This is a genomic window from Streptomyces triticirhizae (genome assembly GCF_003696235.1).
Lineage (GTDB): Bacteria > Actinomycetota > Actinomycetes > Streptomycetales > Streptomycetaceae > Streptomyces > Streptomyces triticirhizae.
This window is the reverse complement of sequence record NZ_RFFJ01000120.1, coordinates 1-19,734: the sequence shown is the minus strand read 5'-3', so window position 1 is coordinate 19,734 and position 19,734 is coordinate 1. Positions and strand designations below refer to the sequence as shown.

19 protein-coding genes and 1 tRNA gene are annotated in these 19,734 nt (G+C 71.4%); 13 read left to right on the top strand and 7 right to left on the bottom strand.

The genetic code is table 11. From position 1 onward, the window contains the following. Both EBN88_RS19680 and EBN88_RS19675 read right to left on the bottom strand, forming a co-directional pair. The coding region (locus tag EBN88_RS19680; RefSeq protein WP_147472771.1) for a thiamine pyrophosphate-binding protein at positions 1 to 1,062 on the bottom strand (1,062 nt) is incomplete at its 3' end. Between the two features lie 98 nt (positions 1,063 to 1,160). Then, positions 1,161 to 1,988: a type 1 glutamine amidotransferase domain-containing protein gene (locus tag EBN88_RS19675; RefSeq protein ID WP_122185227.1), complete on the bottom strand. Its 828-nt coding sequence runs from the start codon at positions 1,986 to 1,988 to the stop codon at positions 1,161 to 1,163. A gap of 278 nt (positions 1,989 to 2,266) precedes the next feature. On the opposite strand from EBN88_RS19675, the gene EBN88_RS19670 reads away from it, so the two are divergent. The 6 genes from EBN88_RS19670 (at position 2,267) to EBN88_RS19645 (ending at position 9,665) form a co-directional block, all read left to right on the top strand. Beyond that, positions 2,267 to 4,249, top strand: a complete 1,983-nt coding sequence (locus EBN88_RS19670) for an alpha-1,4-glucan--maltose-1-phosphate maltosyltransferase (RefSeq protein ID WP_122185226.1) — start codon at positions 2,267 to 2,269, stop codon at positions 4,247 to 4,249. After that, a complete protein-coding gene (gene treS / locus EBN88_RS19665) occupies positions 4,246 to 6,057 on the top strand; it encodes a maltose alpha-D-glucosyltransferase (protein WP_122185225.1) in 1,812 nt (603 codons plus the stop codon). Before EBN88_RS19670 ends, treS begins: the two co-directional genes overlap by 4 nt. Continuing rightward, positions 6,054 to 7,592 carry a maltokinase N-terminal cap-like domain-containing protein gene (locus EBN88_RS19660; RefSeq protein WP_158621447.1) on the top strand — a complete coding sequence of 513 codons (1,539 nt, stop codon included), beginning with the start codon at positions 6,054 to 6,056 and terminating at the stop codon, positions 7,590 to 7,592. Before treS ends, EBN88_RS19660 begins: the two co-directional genes overlap by 4 nt. A gap of 201 nt (positions 7,593 to 7,793) precedes the next feature. Continuing rightward, positions 7,794 to 8,252: a nuclear transport factor 2 family protein gene (locus tag EBN88_RS19655; RefSeq protein ID WP_158621445.1), complete on the top strand. Its 459-nt coding sequence runs from the start codon at positions 7,794 to 7,796 to the stop codon at positions 8,250 to 8,252. Between the two features lies 1 nt (position 8,253). Then, positions 8,254 to 8,706: a nuclear transport factor 2 family protein gene (locus EBN88_RS19650; protein WP_122185223.1), complete on the top strand. Its 453-nt coding sequence runs from the start codon at positions 8,254 to 8,256 to the stop codon at positions 8,704 to 8,706. Positions 8,707 to 8,708: 2 nt separating this feature from the next. Continuing rightward, positions 8,709 to 9,665 carry an NADP-dependent oxidoreductase gene (locus EBN88_RS19645; RefSeq protein ID WP_122185222.1) on the top strand — a complete coding sequence of 319 codons (957 nt, stop codon included), beginning with the start codon at positions 8,709 to 8,711 and terminating at the stop codon, positions 9,663 to 9,665. A gap of 28 nt (positions 9,666 to 9,693) precedes the next feature. Here the strand turns inward: EBN88_RS19645 and EBN88_RS19640 are convergent, their stop codons facing one another. Further along, the gene (locus EBN88_RS19640; protein WP_147472770.1) at positions 9,694 to 10,512 is read right to left on the bottom strand and encodes an NPCBM/NEW2 domain-containing protein; all 819 of its coding nucleotides are present in this window, start codon (positions 10,510 to 10,512) and stop codon (positions 9,694 to 9,696) included. A 9-nt stretch (positions 10,513 to 10,521) separates the two neighbouring features. Between EBN88_RS19640 and EBN88_RS30650 the strand changes: the two genes are divergently transcribed. Then, positions 10,522 to 10,692: a hypothetical protein gene (locus EBN88_RS30650; protein WP_158621443.1), complete on the top strand. Its 171-nt coding sequence runs from the start codon at positions 10,522 to 10,524 to the stop codon at positions 10,690 to 10,692. Here the strand turns inward: EBN88_RS30650 and EBN88_RS30250 are convergent. The 3 genes from EBN88_RS30250 to EBN88_RS19625 all read right to left on the bottom strand — a co-directional run bounded on the left by EBN88_RS30250 (position 10,686) and on the right by EBN88_RS19625 (position 11,951). Beyond that, the gene (locus EBN88_RS30250) at positions 10,686 to 11,273 is read right to left on the bottom strand and encodes a hypothetical protein (RefSeq protein ID WP_147472769.1); all 588 of its coding nucleotides are present in this window, start codon (positions 11,271 to 11,273) and stop codon (positions 10,686 to 10,688) included. The genes EBN88_RS30650 and EBN88_RS30250 overlap by 7 nt on opposite strands. A 103-nt stretch (positions 11,274 to 11,376) precedes the next feature. Beyond that, positions 11,377 to 11,613, bottom strand: coding sequence for a hypothetical protein (locus EBN88_RS19630; RefSeq protein WP_122185219.1), 237 nt, complete (start codon positions 11,611 to 11,613; stop codon positions 11,377 to 11,379). After that, complete coding sequence (locus tag EBN88_RS19625) at positions 11,610 to 11,951, bottom strand: hypothetical protein (protein WP_122185218.1); 342 nt, start codon at positions 11,949 to 11,951, stop codon at positions 11,610 to 11,612. The genes EBN88_RS19630 and EBN88_RS19625 overlap by 4 nt, the downstream gene beginning before the upstream one ends. Positions 11,952 to 12,452: 501 nt before the next feature. On the opposite strand from EBN88_RS19625, the gene EBN88_RS19620 reads away from it, so the two are divergent. From EBN88_RS19620 to EBN88_RS19605, 4 genes are all read left to right on the top strand, one after another. Further along, positions 12,453 to 12,941: a hypothetical protein gene (locus EBN88_RS19620; RefSeq protein WP_122185217.1), complete on the top strand. Its 489-nt coding sequence runs from the start codon at positions 12,453 to 12,455 to the stop codon at positions 12,939 to 12,941. Positions 12,942 to 13,069: 128 nt separating this feature from the next. Then, a complete protein-coding gene (locus EBN88_RS19615) occupies positions 13,070 to 14,380 on the top strand; it encodes a DUF7224 domain-containing protein (RefSeq protein ID WP_122185216.1) in 1,311 nt (436 codons plus the stop codon). After that, positions 14,380 to 14,979: a hypothetical protein gene (locus EBN88_RS19610; RefSeq protein ID WP_122185215.1), complete on the top strand. Its 600-nt coding sequence runs from the start codon at positions 14,380 to 14,382 to the stop codon at positions 14,977 to 14,979. The genes EBN88_RS19615 and EBN88_RS19610 overlap by 1 nt, the downstream gene beginning before the upstream one ends. A gap of 6 nt (positions 14,980 to 14,985) precedes the next feature. Then, positions 14,986 to 15,720, top strand: coding sequence for an ABC transporter ATP-binding protein (locus EBN88_RS19605; RefSeq protein ID WP_122185214.1), 735 nt, complete (start codon positions 14,986 to 14,988; stop codon positions 15,718 to 15,720). Positions 15,721 to 16,610: 890 nt separating this feature from the next. On the opposite strand, the gene EBN88_RS19595 is transcribed toward EBN88_RS19605, so the two are convergent. Next, a tRNA-Arg gene (locus EBN88_RS19595) sits at positions 16,611 to 16,683 on the bottom strand. Positions 16,684 to 16,980: 297 nt separating this feature from the next. On the opposite strand from EBN88_RS19595, the gene EBN88_RS19590 reads away from it, so the two are divergent. Both EBN88_RS19590 and EBN88_RS19585 read left to right on the top strand, forming a co-directional pair. After that, entirely contained in the window at positions 16,981 to 18,606 is a 1,626-nt protein-coding gene (locus tag EBN88_RS19590) for a dynamin family protein (protein ID WP_456114805.1), read from the top strand. A 26-nt stretch (positions 18,607 to 18,632) separates the two neighbouring features. Further along, on the top strand, positions 18,633 to 19,734 hold a 1,102-nt coding region (locus tag EBN88_RS19585), incomplete at its 3' end, for a GTPase (protein ID WP_233580797.1).

Genomic DNA, 19,734 nt, shown 5'->3' with positions numbered 1-19,734 from the left:
GGGCCCGGGCGGGCGTGCCGGCTCGGCCCCGCGCGGGTGGCCGCCGCCGGCGCCGTGCGGGCGCAGCCGGCGGACCTCGGCGGACAGCGCCGCCAACGTCAGCCGGGGGTCGGCGACGAGCCCCTGGCCCACGGGGAAGTTCTTGGCGATCTCGTAGGCGTCCAGGTCCACCTGAACGATGTCGGCGTCCGGGGCGAACGGGTCGGTCAGCGAGGGGAACACCTCGGGGAACACATAGGTGCCGACGATCAGCACCGCGTCGGCGTCCCGCACCACCCGCGCGCTGGACTCGCCGAACATGTGCCCCAACTGGCCGCCGTAGAGCGGGTGGGTGTGGTCCAGGTTGACCTCGGAGTCGTTGACGCCCCACACCGGGGCGTTCAACAGCTCGGCCAGCTCGGCGAGTTCGCGCTGCGCCCCGCTGACGGAGACGCCGTCGCCCATCAGGATCAGCCGTCGTCGGCCGGCGAGCAGCGTCTCGGCCGCCCGCGTCACCTCCTCGGGCGCCGGCGCCACCCGGGTGGACGGCAGCGGGGTGGGGACGGCGGGCTCGGCGGTGAGCTGGTCGAGGACGTCGGCCGGCAGGACCACCACGACGGGGCCGCGCGGCGGGGTCATCGCCATCTTGATCGCGCGGCGCAGCACCCGGAGCGTGGAGGCGGGGTCCACGACGCGGGTGGCGTACTTGGTGACGGGCTCGGCCATGGCGACCAGGTCGGCCGCCATCTGGCCGTCCATCGCGTCGTAGCGGACGCCCGCCTCGCCGACGAGCACCACCAGCGGGGAGCCGCCCCGCTTGGCCTGGTAGAGCATCCCGATCCCGTTGCCGAGTCCGACGCCGCTGTGCAGCTGGACCAGCCCGGGGCGCTGGGTGGCGCGGGCGTAGCCGTCGGCCATGCCGACCGCGACGCCCTCGTGCAGGGACAACAGATAGGAGAGATCGCTGCGTTCGGCCTCGTCGAGGAATCCCTGCTCGACGGTTCCTGGATTGCCGAACATATGGGTGATGCCGTCGGCGGCGAACTGTTCGTAGAGAGCGGACTTACCGGGGCGGGCGTGCATGGGAATCTCCTGGGGGGCGTGTCCTCAAAGGGGGCGTGGCAGGGCGGACTCTTCGAAGACACGCCCTGATACCTCGACGGGCGATGGCGGGCGGCGTGCTACCAGCCGTACCTTCGCAGTCCCTCCTCCAGGACACGGACGAGGAGTTCGGCGGCCAGCGTCGAGTCGGGGGTGGAGCGCGCGGTGATGAACGGGTGATCCACGATCGCCGACAACTCGCGGCCCACATTGCCTATGAACGCCCCGTCGGGCCCCGTCGCGTCACGCAGGATGTATTCCAACGGGTACGGCGGCGGGCCCATGTTGAAGTCGACGCCGACGAAACCCGTTCCGTCCTTGTAGTCGTACTCCTTGGGGTGGCCCGTAACACGTTTGCCCCACAGGATCGACTGCCGGTTCTCCAGGTCCCGCGCGAAGGCGAGCACCGCGACGCCGTAGCACTCGGCGAGGATCGGCTTGTCGGCCGCCGTGAAGGCCAACACCACCTCGTGCAGCCGCTCGTTGTTGGCCAGGTCCACGATGGGGCCGCTGCCGCCGACGATGACGAGCGCGTCGAAGCTGGCCACCAGGTCCTCGGTGGCGCTGGCCAGGCCGCGGTGGTACTCCTCCAGCTCCCGCAGGTGGTTGAGCGCGCTGTAGTAGGGGCGCTCGGGAATGAGGTCCGAGAGGCTGAGCGGGTTGTCCAGGCGGCTGGACGAGTCGATGTCGGCCGCCCGGCGCGCCATGTCACGCGTGGTGACGGACCGGCCGAGCGGAGGGTCGACATAGTCCGGGTCGAGGCTCGGGGGCAGGGCCACCGGGCGCCTGCCGTTGGGCGTCATATAGGTGAGCCGGTAACCCCGCGCCTCAAGTACTTCGACGGGACCGACCAGTTCCTCCCCCCAGTATCCGAACTCGGACAGCACAATAAGAACCCTGCGTGACATGAGTCTCCGTTCATTTTCTCCGGCCCCGCCATGCCGGCGGCGGCGCTGTGGAACGTGAGAAAGTCCAACCCAGGTCACGGGGCGGGTACAAGCTTTCGAGTCGGGTGGGCGACAACTCCTGTGACTTGACGAGATCGGAGCTTGGTGCGCGGAAAATAGCAACCCACTCGGGGCAGTTGACGCAACAGTCGATAATGGCGCCCAACCATTCCCCCTCGAATCCCCGGCGGGAGCATCCTGTGGTCGGCGGGGCATGTCCCACTACCTGAGGATTGAGGATGGGAAAGCGACTGAGGATTGAGGCACTTTATCCCGTTCTTGACGGGGGAGAGTATCCGGCGAAATGTGTCGTCGGTGAACACCTGCCGGTTTCTGCGGTCATCTGGCGCGAGGGGCACGAAACCCTCGCGGCCCATGTCACGTTCACCGGCCCCCTCGGCCAGGACGCGGAGCGCCGCGAGCTGACCGTGCCGCTGCGGCTGACCGACCCCGGCGAGGACCGCTGGGAGGCCACGTTCGTCCCCGACCTGACGGGCCTGTGGACCTTCCGCGTCACCGCCTGGAGCGCGCCGTGGGAGACCTGGCGCCACGCGCTGCGCGCCAAGCTCGACGACGGGCACGGCGCCGACCAGCTCGGCAACGAACTGGAGTCCGGCGCACGCCTGTTGGAACGCATGAGCGACGGGATACGGGAGGCGGAGCGCGTCGGCACCCTGCGGCGCGCCGCCGCGCGGCTGCGGGACGCCGCCCTCCCGCTGGCCGAGCGGGTCGCGCCCGCGCTCTCCCCGGACGTCACCCAGCTCGCTCGGCTGCACCCGTTACGCGAGCTGACGACGGACAGCGAGACCTACCCGGTGTGGGTGGACCGCCAACGCGCCCTGACCGGCGCCTGGTACGAGTTCTTCCCCCGTTCCACGGGCGGCCGGGACGCCGCCGGCCGCCCGGTGCACGGCACCTTCGCCACCGCCGCCGCCGAGCTGCCGCGCATCGCCCGGATGGGCTTCGACGTGGTCTATCTGCCGCCCATCCACCCCATCGGCGAGGTCCACCGCAAGGGCGCCAACAACGCCCTCACCGCCGGCCCCGACGACGTCGGCTCGCCCTGGGCGGTCGGCTCGTCCGCCGGCGGGCACGACGCCGTCCACCCCGCGTTGGGCACCCTGGCGGACTTCGACGCCTTCGTGGCGGCCGCCCGCGCGCTCGACCTGGAGGTCGCCCTCGACCTGGCCCTCCAGTGCGCCCCCGACCACCCCTGGCTCACCGAGCACCCCGAGTGGTTCACCCGCCGGCCGGACGGCAGCGTCGCCTACGCCGAGAACCCCCCGAAGCGCTACCAGGACATCCACCCGCTCGACTTCGACGCGGACCCGGCGGGGCTGGCCGCCGAGGTGCTGCGGATCGTGCGCTTCTGGGCCGACCACGGGGTGCGGATCTTCCGCGTCGACAACCCACACACCAAGCCGGCCGAGTTCTGGCACTGGCTGATCTGGCGGGTCAAGGCCAGCCATCCCGACGTGCTCTTCCTGGCCGAGGCGTTCACCCGCCCCGCCGTCCTGAAGGGCCTGGCCAGGCTCGGCTTCACCCAGTCCTACACCTATTTCACCTGGCGCACCGGGCGGGACGAACTGGCCGACTACGCCCGCGAACTGGCGGACTCGGCGCACTTCCTGCGCCCCAACCTCTTCGTCAACACCCCCGACATCCTGCACGCCAGCCTCCAGCACGGCGGCCCGACCACGTTCGCCATCCGCGCCGCGCTGGCCGCGACCATGTCCCCCACCTGGGGCGTCTACTCCGGCTTCGAACTCTACGAGCACCGCGCGCTGCGCCCGGGCTCCGAGGAGTACCTCGACTCGGAGAAGTACCAGCTGCGCCCCCGCGACTTCGAGGGGGAGCTGGCCGCCGGGCGGTCGCTCGCCCCGTGGATCACCCGGCTCAACGAGATCCGCCGCGCCCGGCCGGCGTTGCGCCAGCAACGACACCTCACCGTCCACCCCTGCGACCACGAGGCGGTACTCGCCTTCACCAAGGCCGACCCGGCCACCGGGGAACGCACCCTGTGCGTGATCACCCTGGACCCGACCGCCCCCGTCGACGTCACCGTCACCCTCACGCCCGAGACCCTCGGCCGACCCGCCGGCACCTCCGTCGTCGCACACGACGACATCACCGGCGCCGACGTGACGCTGGGCGCCTCGACCCGGCTGGAGATCGACCCGCGCGTCGCGGTGGCCCACCTGCTGACCTGGAGCGCCCGATGAGCACCCCCGACGTCGCGCCCCCCGGCGTCCCCACCCCCGGCCGCCGAGGCGGCCCCGCGCACTCCCTGGCGCTGACCCCCGACGCGGACTGGTTCAAGCGCGCCGTGTTCTACGAGGTGCTGGTCCGCGCGTTCCACGACAGCGACGGCGACGGCTCCGGCGACCTGCGCGGGCTGCGCGACAAGCTGGACTACCTCCAGTGGCTCGGCGTGGACTGCCTGTGGCTGCCGCCCTTCTTCGACTCCCCGCTGCGGGACGGCGGTTACGACGTGCGCGACTACCGCGCCGTGCTCTCCGACTTCGGCACCATCGACGACTTCGTCGACCTGGTGGACGCCGCGCACGCCCGGGGCATCCGCGTCATCACCGACATGGTGATGAACCACACCAGCGACGGCCACCGCTGGTTCCAGGAGTCGCGCCGCGACCCCGACGGGCCCTACGGCGACTTCTACATGTGGGCCGACGACGACAAGGGCTACGCCGACGCCCGGATCATCTTCGTCGACACGGAGACCTCCAACTGGGCCTACGACCCGGTGCGCGGCCAGTTCTACTTCCACCGCTTCTTCTCCCACCAGCCGGACCTCAACTACGAGAACCCGCGCGTCCACGACGCCATGCTGGACAACCTCCGCTTCTGGCTGGACCTGGGCATCGACGGCTTCCGGCTGGACGCCGTCCCCTACCTCTACGCCGCGGAGGGCACCAACTCCGAGAACCTGCCGGCCACCCACGCCTTCCTGAAGAAGGTCCGCCGGGTCGTCGACGCGGAGTACGCGGGTCGGGTGCTCCTCGCCGAGGCCAACCAGTGGCCCGAGGACGCCGTCGCCTACTTCGGCGACCCGCAGACCGGCGGCGACGAGTGCCACATGGCGTTCCACTTCCCGCTGATGCCGCGCATCTTCATGGCGGTCCGCCGCGAGTCGCGGTTCCCCGTCTCCGAGATCCTGGCCACCACGCCGAAGATCCCCTCCGGCGCCCAGTGGGGCATCTTCCTGCGCAACCACGACGAGCTGACCCTGGAGATGGTCACCGACGAGGAACGCGACTACATGTACGCGGAGTACGCCAAGGACCCGCGGATGCGCGCCAACGTCGGCATCAGGAGGCGACTCGCCCCGCTGCTGGACAACGACCGCGACCAGCTCGAACTCTTCACCGCGCTGCTGCTGTCGCTGCCCGGCTCGCCGATCCTCTACTACGGCGACGAGATCGGGATGGGCGACAACATCTGGCTCGGCGACCGGGACGCCGTCCGCACCCCGATGCAGTGGACTCCGGACCGCAACGCCGGCTTCTCCACCGCCGACCCGGGCAAGCTGTACCTCGCGCCGATCATGGACACCATCTACGGCTACCAGTCCACCAACATCGAGGCCCAACTCGCCACGCCCTCCTCGTTGTTGCACTGGACGCGGCGGATGCTGCACATCCGGGCCGAGCACCCGGCCTTCGGCCTCGGCGACTTCCGCGAGCTGCACGTCTCCAACCCGGCGATCCTCGCGTTCACCCGCCACCACATCCGCCCGGACGGCACCGACGACCTGGTGGTCTGCGTCAACAACCTCTCCCGCTTCCCCCAGCCCGTGGACCTGGAGCTGACCCTCCACGCCGGCACCTCACCCGTCGAGCTGACCGGGCGCGTCCCCTTCCCGCCCATCGGCGACGGCCCCTACTCGCTGACCCTGCCGGGACACGGCTTCTACTGGTTCTCCCTCGAACGCGCGGAGGACAGCGAGCCGGCCGCCCCCACGTCCCCCGCCCCCGAGGCGCACGAGGCGCCCGAGGAGGAACCCACCCCATGAGCCCGCCACGCGAAGGCGCCGAACGGAACGACGCCGCCGAACGGGACGGCACCCGACCGCCGTCCGAGGAGCCTCGGCTCCCGTCCGAGGACCCCGCAGGCGCCGCGCCGCTCCCGGCGCGCCTGTCCTGGGTGCTCGCCGCCTGGCTGCCCTGGCAGCGCTGGTTCGCCGCCAAGGAGCGGATCATCGGCGAGGTGACCGTCGAGCAGCGCGTCCCCCTGGTCGACCGGCTCGCCGACGGCGGCCCCCGGGGCATCCTGCTGACGCTCCGCGTCGAGTTCACCGACGGCGGCCCGACCGAGTTCTACCAGGTGCCGATCGGACTGCGGACCGAGCTGCCACCCGCCCTCGAGCCCGGCGTGATCGCCGCGTTGGACGGCCTGGTCTGCTACGACGCGCTGGCCGACCGCGAGATCACCGCCCTGTTCCTGCACGGCATCGCCGCCGGCCGCACCCTGGGCGACCTCCGCCTCGTCGCCGAACCCGGCGCCGAGCCCCTGCCGACCTCGGGCACCAGGACCTCCCGACCGCTGGGCGTGGAGCAGAGCAACAGCTCCGTGGTGCTGGACGAGCGCTACCTGCTGAAGTTCTTCCGCCGCCTCCAACCCGGCGTCAACCAGGACCTCGAACTCCCGCGCGCCCTGCTGGAGGTGGGCGGCGCGGGGCACGTTCCCGCGATCCTCGGCTCGGCCCAGGGCACCCTCGACGGCCGGCCCGTCACCTACGCGGTGGTCCAGCGCTATGTGGCCAACGCCGCCGACGGCTGGTCCATGGCCCTCGGCAGCGTCCGCGACCTGCTCGCCGGCGGCCAACCCCCGGACCAGGCCGGCGGCGACTTCGCCTCCGAGGCCCGCCGGCTCGGCCGCACCGTCGCCGAGGTCCACGCCGGGCTGGCCCGCGCCCGGGGCACCCGGGTGCTGGGGCGCGAGGGCATCGTCGCCGTGGTCGGGGAGATGCGGACCCGGCTGGCGGCGGCCCGGCGGGCGATATCCACCCTCGACCGCCACGCCGCGTCCCTCGACGTGATCTTCACCGCCGTCGAGACCTCGGTCGAGGAGGTCACCATCCAGCGCGTCCACGGGGACCTCCACCTCGGGCAGGTGCTGCGCACCCCGACGGACTGGCTCCTCGTCGACTTCGAGGGGGAGCCGGCCGCCAGCCAGGACGAGCGCCTCCGGATGCGCTCCCCGCTCCGCGATGTGGCAGGGATGCTCCGGTCGTTCGACTACGCCGCCCACCACCAGTTCATCGAACCCGGCCACCCGACCGTGCCCGACCCGGCGGCGCTCCGGCTCGCCGACGAGTGGTCCCGGCGCAGCCAGGTCGCCTTCTGCGAGGGCTACGCCGAACGCTCCGGCACCGACCCCAGGGACCAACCGCTGCTGCTGCGCGCCCTGTTGGCGGACAAGGCCGTCTACGAGGCCGTCTACGAGACGCGCTGGCGCCCCCGTTGGGCCTCCCTGCCGCTCGCGGCCATCCGGCGCTACGCCCGCGAGATCGCCTCCGGCTCGCCACGGGCGCACGACCTGCTCTGAACCGGGGGCCGCGAGGGCCTCACCCCGGTGTGCTCCCGACCGGAGGGAGGCCCTCGCCGCCCCGTCCCATCCCGCGTTCCCACTCCGTTAACTGCCGCAAGGTGCGCGCCCCTTCACCCTTCGACATTGTCACTCGCCGACGCGGAACTGTTGAATCGAAACACCGGAAGAAGGAAATCCGAAACAAGGGAGGTGAGTTTCGTGACACCCAACGAGAGACGAACCGCGGAACAGCTGCGCGAACGCAATATCGCGACGCTGCGCAACTACTTCGGTCTGTTGCGGCAGAAGAACACGGACGCCTGGATCGACCTCTGGGCGGAGCGGTGCGTCGCGTTTCTGCCCTACGCGCCCGAGGGCGTGCCCCGCATGTTGACGGGCCGCCCGGACGTGCACGCGTTCCACCGGGACCAGATCGCCGCCTACCGCGAGGTGAGCTTCGGCGAGCTGGCGCCGCTGCCCCTGGAGGACCCGAGCCGGGTGGCGGCCCGCTGGTTCCCCCGGGGACGGCTCGTCTCCGGCGCCGACTACGCCAACGAGCACTTCGGCATCTTCGAGTTCGACGGGTCCGGCCGGATCGCGGTGGCCACCGAGTTCTTCGACCCGGCGGCGGCGACCGCGCTCGTCGACGCCTCGCGCCCGAGCAGAGGAGCTGTCTGACATGGCGATGCCCGAAGGGGAGATGCTCCCGGCGGCCGACCGCAGGGCCCGCAACATCGACTCCCTCCGCCGCTACTTCCGACTCCTGGAGGAGGGCGAGATCGACGAGTGGTCCACGCTGTGGGCGGCCGAAGGAACGCAGTTGGTCCCCTACGCCACCGGAGCCCTGCCCAGGGAGATCAACGGGCGGGACGACATACGCGTCCTCTACCGGAACATCGCCGCCGGATTCGAGCGACTGCGCTATCTGGTCCTGGAGTTCCAGCCGATGGCCGACCCCGACATGATGCTCGCCCGATGGCGCCCGCTCTGCCACCTCGTGGGCGGAGGCGAATACACGAACGAGAGCTTCGGAATCTTCCGTTTCGATGCCCAGGGGAAGATCGTTCACTTCGTCGAGTACTTCAACCCGGCCGGTTTCGTGGAGAACTACGACAGTTTTTCGGAGGAGTGAGAATGCGCGCGGTGGTGGCAGATGGCTACGGGGGCTCCGAGGTGCTCGGCCTCAGGGACGTTCCCCCTCCGACCGCCGGCCCGGACGACGTCCTGGTGCGGGTCGTGGCCGCCGGGACCAATCCGGCGGACTGGGAGTGCCGCAGCGGCCTGGCGGCCGACTGGTTCGGCGCCGGACCCTATGTGTGGGGCTGGGACGTGTCGGGCGTCGTCGAGGCGGTCGGCGAGCGGGTGACCGCGTTCGCCCCAGGCGACGAGGTGTACGGGATGCCCCGCTTCCCCGAACTCGCCCAGGGGTACGCGGAGTTCGTCTCCGCGCCGGCCGCCGAGCTGGCGCCCAAGCCCGTGAACCTGCCGCACCAGCTCAGCGCGGCCCTGCCGCTGAGCGGACTGACGGCGGCCCAGACGCTGGAGCGGGCCGGGGCCTCGGCCGGGCAGCGGGTGCTCGTGCACGGCGCGGCCGGGGGCGTCGGCCACCTGGTCGTGCAGCTCGCCAGGGAGCGCGGCTGCCAGGTCATCGCCGTGGCGCGACCGATGGCTCACGCCGTCCTGCGCGAACTGGGCGCCCACGAGGTCGTGGAACGGGCCGACCTGCCACGGGCGGAGGACGGCCCCGGGGTGGACGTGGCGGTGGACTGCGTCGGGGACGACGCGCTGCTGGCCGCCGTGCGGCCCGGGGGCGTGTTCGCCCGCGTCCCGGGCGCGGCGGCCGGGGCGGGGTCGCTCGCCGCACCGGCCGCCGCGCGCGGGGTCCGTCTGGTGCACCACGTGGTGCACCCGGACGGCCCGGGCCTGGCCCGGCTCACGGAACTGGTCGAGGCCGGGGCCCTGGTGCCCCGGGTGTCCCTGGTGCTGCCGCTCGAACAGGCCGCCCTCGCCCACGACGTGATGGAACGCGGCCGGGGCCTCTCCAAGATCGTCCTCAGCGTCGGCCCCGAACCGGTGAGCGGCCCGCGCTGAGCGGCGTCCCGCCCGGGCGGGGCGCGGGTCAATACACCTGGCGGAGCGTGGGCGTGCCCAGGACGAGGTCGCCCGTCTCGCAGTCATCGGAGCTCGACTCCTCCCAGGTGATCGTCAGCCGCAGGCCGTCCGTCACATCCAGGTCGAGGGACCGCGGTGCGCCGAGGGTGATCTCGCCGGAGTAGACGGAGGTGCCGTCCACCTCCACCGTCAGGCGCACGGCCTTCTCCTCCGACGAGTCGGAGACGCCCGCGACCATGCTCAGGGTGGTCCACGCCCGGCCGAGGTTGTACTCGGTGAATCCGCCACAGCGTGCGCGGTAGCCATCCGGCACGAGCGCCACCTCGTGGTACTCGGTGTTCAGGGTGCCGCTCCCCGCGATGAGTTCCGCGCCCAGATCGTGAGCGACGGGGTCCAGGGTGGTGAGCGAGACCTCCTCGGTGGCCGGGCGGGTGGGGTCGTCCGTCGGCTCGTCGGTCGGGTCCTCGGTCCGCTCGTCCGTCGGCTCCGAGGTCGTGGTCTCCGGGGTCGCGGGCTCCGGGGTCGCGGGCTCCGCCGTCTCCGTCTCCGTCGTGGGCGCCGAGGTGACGACCTCCCGGGAGGGGGGCGCCGCGTCGTCGGTGGGGGCGCCGCCGTCGTCACCGTTGAACAGGGAGACGCCGACGGTCGTGATCAGCGCGACCGCGAGCCCCACGGCCGAGGCGGCCAGCAGGGTTCCGCGCCGCCCGGCGGGGGGCGCGGGCGGCCGGGTCGGTGGCGCCGGCGGCACGGAGACGGGCCGGGAGGCCGTCGTCGTGGAGACCACCCCGTACCGCAGATCCCGAACCCACGCCGACAGACTGGCCAACTGCGGAGGATGGTGGTCGAGCACCTGAAGACCCACCCGGACGCGGAGTTCACCGCCACCGCCATCAGCCGCGTCATCGGAAGAAGCTCCGGCGCCATCGCCAACGCGCTGGCCACCCTCACCGAGCAGGGCATCGCCCAACAGGTCTCACCCGGCGGCCGAGCCAGCCAGGGTCACTGATCGTCGGTCTCCGCCTCAGTGGTGAAGGCGAGGCTACGCAGCAGGTCCGCTACCAGGGGCATATACGTGTCCCAGTCGGTGGCGGCGGGTGTGCTGAATGTGATGTTGAGCAGAGCCTGTTGGGGATTTGCAGGGTCGTCAGGTACGGGGACGATGGCCTGGAGTTCGTGGAAGGGCACCGTTGGCGGATTCACGGCGGGTCGTTCGTAGATGCGCGCTCCGGTGACCACTGCGGCTGGCTGTCCGCAGGGCAGCGGATAGACCTGGCCGGACCACGCGTCGCCCCGGGCGGCGACGAGGTCCCGCATCGCGCCTTCGGCCGCCGTCTCGGCACTGTCGCCGTAGCGGAACTCGCTTGCCGATACGTTCAGTGTCGCCAGGGAGAACCTGTCACCGATGGTCCCGGCAGCGACGCCCGAGAAGATGGTGCCAAGACCGTTTAGTGCCTTCGACAGACGGTTCAGCTGCGCTGCCTGCTGCTCCAGGCCGGCCGGTTGGTGGGGTAGACCCGCTGGCGTTCGAACTGGGCAAGGTAAGCGATGTGTCCGGGGAACGCGGCCCGTGACTTTCGTCGACTCCATGTCATGAGCCAGCCGCCGAGCCCCGCGGTCGCTGCGGGCAGGAGCACCGCGGCGGGGGTCGACACCTTGGCGAGGGCCCATGCCCCGATGAGCGCGAGGGACATCAGGACACCGAAGGCAAGGAGCAGTTGTCGCCACGGGTGGTGCCGTTGTTGGTGCACGGCGATGCGGTAAGCGGCGGCATCGTCCGGTACAGGACGGGTCGGACCGTCATGAGGTAGTCGTCAAGGGCGTAGCCGTACTCGTGCGCGATGGCGACCACGCGGGCGGGGGCGTGGTGGACGGTGAGCGAGACGTGCTCCTGGCCGGCGAACGATTGGATGATCTCGTGGTCCTTCACCCGTCGCCTCCTTGCCGCCAGGCGTTCTCGAAGCCGATGATCAGCGGACCGCCTGGAAGGAACATCTGCCCAGTCTGACGGCCATCGGTGGGTATGAAGTACCTGAGTGCGCTGGGATCTTCCACGGTTCCGACGATGCTGTCCATCAGGCCGCCGAAGAAGAGCCCGTTCGTCGCGATGCTGTTGCCGACCGCATGGGCGATTCGGCCACCGTTCCTGATCTTCCCTACCAGGGGAATCGTGCCGAACAGGTCCTGACTGAAGGTGCGGGCGGACACGTCCGCCCCGCCAAGCCAGGTGGCACCGTGGGCTGCCAGAGCGCCCATGGCGAACCCCATGGAGACGATGTCGGCGCTGGCCGATGCCCCAGCACTGTCGTCGAGGCCCTGGGGGTGTGGGGCGTGAGGACTCCTCGGTGCAGGGCAAACGGTGTGTGTGATCTTGGCCACCACGGAGAGGTGAGCGATGGACACCCTCTGTCGCGAGGTGTACTTTCTGTGAGGCTTTGGTCACGACAGTGTGGCTTTCGTGCTGTGCCGGATTCAGTTCTTTCGCTTGGGGGATGGAGGTGCACGGCGTTTCGGTCATCACCGGATGAGAACCCATTCGTTCTCGGGCGGGGCCATGTCGGCCTGACACTGTTCGCGGCTGCCAGTTTCGTCACCCGCGTCGATTCTTCCGGAAACGGCCTGGGGGCATGGCCTGAGCAGGGCATCCCAAGGGGGTGACGTCAGTCAATTCGGATGCCTGCTGAATTACACGAGTGAGGGCGAGTCCAGTGGTGGACTTCGCGAAGAGAGCACCGGCTGCCGAGAGCGGTTGGTAGAAGGAGGGGAATCGTGAAGGGTCTCGCGCATAAGGGGAGAGCTCGCATAGCGACCGTGAGCGGTATAGCCGCGCTGATGTGCCTGGGGGGCACACCGGTGGCTTCAGCCGCCACCGAAGTGGAGCCGGCCGAGGTGGGCACCACGAACTGGACCAGCTCCATGTCCGGCGTTTCGGTGAGCTTCCAGTCCCGTCGTTGGGACGATGTGGACTACACGGAGATCACTTGGGTCGGCTGTGACACCACGCGGACTGTCCCGGGCGAGGAGTCGAGTCACCTCGAACTCCGATGGGACCGGTCCCTCCTGCCGGACAAGGGGTATGGCGAGAAGCGCGCTGTGAAGTGCTTCAGGGGCAGTGGTCACGCCAATGCCAGTGTGGGGGAGTGGACCAGCCCTGATGCCGGCAGCCGCTTCTTCCAGATCACCAGGATCAATGAGAGCACCTACGGCCAAGCGCTGTCCGTCGACCATGTCGCAGTCGACACGACGCGCGCCGACTAGCCCCGCCTGGACAATCCGACGCGTCGGTGCGCGGCCGTAGCCCCGGCCCGGCGCGTTGTCCTTCCGGGGGTGGCGTCGAATACTCCGACGCCGCCCCCGGACTCACCTGTTATCACGACCGGAAATTGATGAGATTTCGAACCTGGTTGCGCGCGTCGGCCGCACTATGGCTCGCGCCGCTGGCGCTGGCGCTGATCGTGCTCTACTTCTACGGCGGTCACCTCGCCGACTACCGCCCAGGGGACCCTCGCCTGGGCTATGCGCCGCGTACCGTCTCGGCCGTGCTGCTCAGTGTCTATCCACTGATCTACGCGACGGCGGTGGCGCTCGGTGCGTGGGAGAGCGGACGACTGCGGCGAGACGGCGTCTGGGCGTTGGGCCCTGCCCGCTCCCGAGCCGGCCTCATCGCACAGGCATTGGCCCCGGTGTGGCTGTTGGCCGGCCTGATGATCGGCCTCGCCATTGGTCTCGCGCTGGTGCACGAAGGGCAGGCGCCTACCGTGGCGAGCCTGGTGCTGCCCGGGATGGCGTGGGCCCTCGCCATCGCCCACTCGCTCATCGGCTTCGCGGCCGGGCTGGTGCTGCCCCGAATAGTGGTGGCGCCCGTGCTCGCGCTGGCCGTTTTCTACGCGGTGGCAGCCGCCTGGTCCTATGAACCGTTCTGGCTCCGGCACATATCAGGCCAGTACCCTGGGGAGTTGGGTTTCGGCCAGCTGCCGACGGCGGCGTCCGTCGGGGCGCCCGTGCTGTTCGCCGGCGCCATCGCGCTCGGCCTCACCCTGCTGACCACGCCCGTCTGGCGGCCGGTTTGGCGAGTGGGGTGCGCGGTGGCCGGTTGTTTGGCGATGTTGGGGGGCACGGTCGGCGCTTATGCCATGGTGCGGGACTGGGGGCACTCGCCCTCGGCCTCGACCGGTCACGCGCAGGTGCGCTGCGCCGGTGACGAGCTGCCCGTGTGCGTGCCGGCAGCGACCGCCGGCGACCTGCCCGCCGTCCGCGCCGACATCGGCGAGACGCTGCGACTGCTGACGGACGCGGGTGTGCCGGTCGAGCCGCCGGCACGGGTCGAGGACCGATTGATCGCTGAGGGCGAGAGGCCCCCCGACACCTGGCGCCTCCCCCTCACCAGTCTGCACTCCGCCGACACGACCCAGCTGGCCGTCGTCGACACCGTCGTCGTCTTCCCCTGCGCTGAACCGGACGGCACCACCGCGCGCACCGTCATGCTGTGGGCGGCAGGCGTGGCGGGCGTGGCCGACGACTACCTGCAGCGCCAGCGCGAGGAATTGTTGGTGTACCAGGACGGCGCCCAGATACTCGACGAGATAGTGGAACAAGCGGTGGCCGTGACTGAGCTGTCGCCAGCGGAGCAGGCCGACTGGTACCGGAACACGCTGGCCGCGGCCTGCGCCCCCGGCGAGAGCGCGGGTGGGGCCTGATGCGGTGGTGGCTCAGAGCGCGGCGAGCACTCTCCGTCCTGCTGGTGGCGCTCGGCGTGTTCACGGCCGCCGTGATGGTGCTGGGGGACGCCACGGTCGAACTGCCCTCGCTCCTGAGTGGCTCGGCCAATCCGGTGCTCTTCGTGCTGATGGCCCCGATCCCGGTCGTCGCCGCGCTCGAACTCAGCCTCGGTTCGCGGCTGGTTGAGGCGGAGGAGACCGCGACCCGACGCGTGCGCGCGCTGGACTCCGGGCTGGTCATCGGCGTCTGCGCGACCGCCCTCGCCGTCGGCGGTGCGATCCACCTGCTGACGGGCAACGAGCACGCCGTGGCCTCCGGCCGTAACGTCGTCTTCCTGACCGGACTGCTGCTGTGCGTACGGGTCTTCGTCGGCCAGCCGGCGATCGCCGCGCCGGTGCTCTGGGTCTTCGCCGTGATCTTCGTCGGCTACTCCGGGGGCGGGCACTGGGCGTTCTGGACCGTCCTGCCCAAGCCCAGTGGCGACGCCCCGGCGGCGCTCGCCGCCATGCTCGCCCTCACCATCGGCCTCCTGCTCCACGGCACGGTCCGCCGGACCGTGGCCCCGTCCATCACCTGAGGACCCATGACTCTCCAACTCCGCGCCTGCACCTACGCATACCGGCCTTGGGCACGCCCGGTACTCAGCGGCCTCGACTACCGGCTGCCGCCGGGGGTGACCGTGCTGCTGGGCCCGAACGGCGCCGGCAAATCCACCCTGCTACGGCTGGCAGCCGGCGTCACCCGCCCACGCGCGGGCAGCGTCAGCCTCGACGACCTCCCCTCACAGGCCCGCGCCTACCGCGGCGCCGTCGCTTGGATGCCGCAGCACATCACCGCCATGACCGCCCTGACCGCCCGCGAACAGGTCGCCTATACCGGCTGGTTGAAGGGCATGAACCGCGCCGACGCCTGGACCGCGTCCGCCACGGCCCTGGCCAGAGTCGACCTCGCCGACGAAGCGGACACCCGGGCGCGCCGCCTGTCCGGCGGGCAACTGCGCCGGGTGGGTGTCGCCGCCGCGCTGGTCCACGGGGCGCGCGTACTGCTCCTCGACGAACCGACCGCCGGCATGGACCCACGGCAGCGACGGGTCTTCCGCGACGTGCTGGCCACACTGACCGACGAGGTGACGGTGCTGCTCTCCACCCACGACGTCGCTGACCTCGCTGAAGAATCCGACCACGTCACGGTCCTGGAAGCGGGACGCATCCGTTACACCGGGAGCACCGAGGGCTTCCTGTCCCACGCCCCCGCCGACGCCGTCGCCGGCCGCCGCGCGGAAGCGGCCTACACCGCGCTGAGCGAAACCACGGCCTGAGCCGAGGCCCTCGACCACGCGCACCGAGCAGGCCTGGCCTCGATTCACCGACGCGATTCTGGAGTGATCTTCAAGTTCGAGGGACGGGTTCTTCAGCTGTTGGGTGGTGGTGGGTGGGGAGTATCCGCTGGTCTGCCCAGCTTTTTCACTGATTCGGTTCCGGTCGGGCCTGGGTGGGCGAGGTGGTCAGGGAGGTCGGGCTGGTTCGGGTGGGACGTGGACGGTGGTGAACAGTCGGGCCCAGGCGTGCTGCCAGCACCATCGCCTGGGTAGGTGCGGTGTGAGGCGCCGGGCCGAGCGGTTGTGCGCGGCGAGGAGCCCGCGCGCTGCGGTGGTGGCGAAATGGATCTCCGACCGTCTGACGAGGATGACACCACTCAATGGGGTGAAATTATCGTCCACACCGCCACACGGAAGTGGGCAAGGACTGGATGAACTCCGGCAGGGTCCACGACGAGCGGCATCTGAAGGGGCGCGCAGCGGGGAAGGTCAGGGTGGTTTCTGTCCACCCGGCGCTGGTGAAGTTCTTGCGCGAGCACATCACTCGCGAAGCACTCCAGGCTGCGGCCCTGCTGTTCCAAGGAGAGCGGGGTGGTCGACTGGGCCGGCAACAGTGTCCCCGCCCTCCTCAGCACCTACGCGCGCTGCCTTGATGGGCAGAGGAAGGACCCGCGGCGACGGATCGAAGCCGCCCAGGACCTCACCGGACGGGCTGTCCCCCGGTCACATCGACGGAAAACTTGGACACGTATTTGACACGGGCACCCGTAGAAGGACGATCAGAGCCGGCCCAAACCGGACATCAAGCCCTCCCGCCGTCACCTCCCGCAGCACCGCCCAGCAACCGACGACACGCCGCTGACCTGCAAAAACATCGGTGAGAGATGGTGCGCCCCCGGCAGGACTCGAACCTGCGGCCAAGTGCTTAGAAGGCACCTGCTCTATCCGCTGAGCTACGGGGGCCGGTCATGGTCATGGCGTGGGACGGTGCCCCCTCGGTGACCTCGCCGCGCACAGGATAGAGCGTCGAGGGGTTCGCCCCGGTTGCTTCACGGCAGCCCCCACGTGTGGAGATCCGGTGAAGCAGCCCCGATAATCGCAGGCGAGTGCGAAGTGCGCAGCGGTTTTGAACGCTCCGGGGAGGGGTGTTGCGCACTCGTTATGCCGCGCCGCGCTGGCCCGGGCTCGGCTTGGGGCGTCGTTCGGCGGAATATGCTTTGGAAACCGCTTGAAGTTGGGCATTCTGCGCATGTGGCGATCTTGGACGCACGGCCCGAACTGCTGGACGCTCTGACCCTCCTGCGGGAGCGTCTCGCTGCCGCGCGCTTCCCCCTCGAACTGCCCGGGGCGGAGCGCGCTCGGCGGTCGTGCGCGGAGCTGCTGTCCCAGCTCGACGGGTACCTGTTGCCCCGGCTGCGGCAGCCGGACGCCCCGCTGCTCGCGGTGGTCGGCGGCTCCACCGGGGCCGGGAAGTCCACGCTGGTGAACTCGCTGGTGGGCCGGCGGGTCACCGAGGCCGGGGTGCTGCGGCCGACCACCCGCACTCCGGTGTTGGTCTGTCACCCCGACGACCACCACTGGTTCTCGGGAAAGCGGGTGCTGCCCCAGTTCGGCCGGGTCTGGATGCCCCGGCAGGAGGCCGAACAGCCGCCGCCGGTGCGGCGCGACGGCCAGCCGACGCTCGCGGTCGAGACGACCAGGGCGCTGCCGGCCGGGCTGGCCCTGCTGGACGCACCCGACATCGACTCCCTCGTCGCCGGCAACCGCGACCTGGCCGCCGACCTGCTGGGCGCCGCCGACATCTGGGTGCTGGTCACCACGGCGGCCCGGTACGCGGACGCCGTTCCCTGGCATCTGCTGCGCAGCGCGCGGGAGTACGACGTGACGGTGGTGACCGTTCTCGACCGGGTGCCGCACCAGTTGGCCGCCGAGGTGTCGCGGCACTACGGCGCGCTGCTGGAACGGGCGGGACTTGGCGCGATCCCCCGGTTCACCGTTCCCGAACTGCCGGAGTCCGCGCGGGGTGGCTCCGGAGTGCTGCCCGCGACGGCCGTAGCAGGGTTGCGGGAGTGGCTGGCGCACCGCGCGCGGGATCGGGAGGCGCGCGCGCTGGCCGCGTTGCGCACCGCGCGCGGCGCCCTGGCGTCGCTGCGCGGGCGCGTGATGGCGCTCGCAGGTGCCGCCGCGCTTCAGCACGCCACCGCCGTCCGTCTCGACCAGCGGCTCGACGCGGCCTACGCCGAGGCCGACCGGCGGGTGCGGGCCACGCTCGCCGAGGGCGGCCTGCTCGCCGGCGAGGCGCGGGCGCACTGGCTGGCGTTCCCCGACGACTCCAGCGCCGACGAACTCCTGGACGCGTTGACGTCCGCGCTGACCGGGCTGCTGGTCGAGGCGGTGGCCACCGCCGACGAGCGGACCGACGCCGCCTGGCGGGCGGTCGGCGGCGCCCCGCCGCCGGACCCGGAGGAGCCGGGCGCGGTGGCCGACCGGGTCGGTGTGGTGGTGCGCCGACTGCGGCGCTGCCTGGAGGAGTTGGTCGAGGAGGTGCGGCACGCGCCCGTCATGCTCGGCCAGCCGGCGCCGGCGCGCTCCAGCCCGAGCGAGGACGGCGAGACCGCCGCCCTGCTGGCCACCGCGCTGCTCGGCGGCCGGGCCGCCACGGTCGCCCAGCAGACGCTGGCCGGGGCGCTGGGGCCGAGGGGCGCGGCCCGGCTGCGGGAGAAGGGCAACCAGCAGCTGAACGCCTGTGTCACCCGGGCGTTGGGCGCGGAGAAGCAGCGCAGGGGAGCACCGCTGCACCGCCTGGGGATCGCGGTGGACACCCAGGTCGCGTTGGTCTCCGCCCTCTCCGCCGTGCGGGCCGAGCCCCGCCACACCACCGTCTGAGACCGCGAGGACCTGAGGAGCGTCACGTGAGCGAGCACCAGACCGCCGGCCGCCATCCCCGGCCCGGGGAGGGTCCCGAGCCACGCGATCCCGCCGCCGGCGCCATGGGAGCGCCCGGCCCCACGGGAACACCCGGGCCGGCCGGCGCCACCGGGACGACGGGCACCGTGGAGGACGGCACGCTGCGGGTGCGGCTGGGCGCGCTGCGCGAGTTGGTCGGGCTGTCCCGCACCCGGCTCGACGAGCGGGTGCTGGCCGAGGCGGGCCGGGTGCTGGACGAGGCGGCCGCCAGGGACCGGCTGCCCCGCGCGTACACCACGGTGGCCATCGCCGGCGCGACCGGCAGCGGCAAGTCCACGCTCTTCAACGCGCTGGCCGGGGCGCAGCTTTCGGAGGCGGGGGTGCGCCGCCCGACCACCGCCTCGCCCGTCTCCTGCACCTGGGAGGCGGGCCGGGGGCAGAGCCCGGACGGGCTGCTGGAGCGCCTCGGGGTGCCGGCCAGGGCGCGGCGGCGGGCACATGTGCTGGACCCCGGGCTGCGCGGGTTGATCCTGCTGGACCTGCCGGACTACGACTCGGTCGACCCGGCCCATCGCGAGCAGGTGGACCGGCTGTTGGGCCTGGTGGACGCGGTGGTGTGGGTGGTCGACCCGGAGAAGTACGCGGACGCGCTGCTGCACGAGCGCTATCTGGGGGCGTTCGCCGGGCACGCCGACGTGTCGTTGATCGTTCTCAACCAGGCGGACCGGCTGCCGCCCGAGGCGGTGGACGCGGTCCTGGACGATTTGCGGCGGCTGCTGGACGAGCGCGGCGTGGCGCTGGGGGAGCACGGCGAGCCGGGCGCCTGGGTGCTGGCCGGTTCGGCGCTCACCGGCGACGGGGTGGGCGAACTGCGCAAGCTGATCGGCGAGTTGGTGGCGGCCAGGACGGCCGCGGCCCGACGGCTCGCGGCCGACGTGGACAGCGTCGCGCGGCGCCTTGAGCCGGTGTATGTGGCGGACGGCGCGCAGGCGCCGGCGGGGCTGACGGACGAGGTGCGGGAGGAGTTCGACGACCGGCTGGCGACGGCCGTCGGGGCGCCGGCGGCCGGGCTGGCCGCCGAGCGCGGCTGGCTGCGCCGCGCCGACC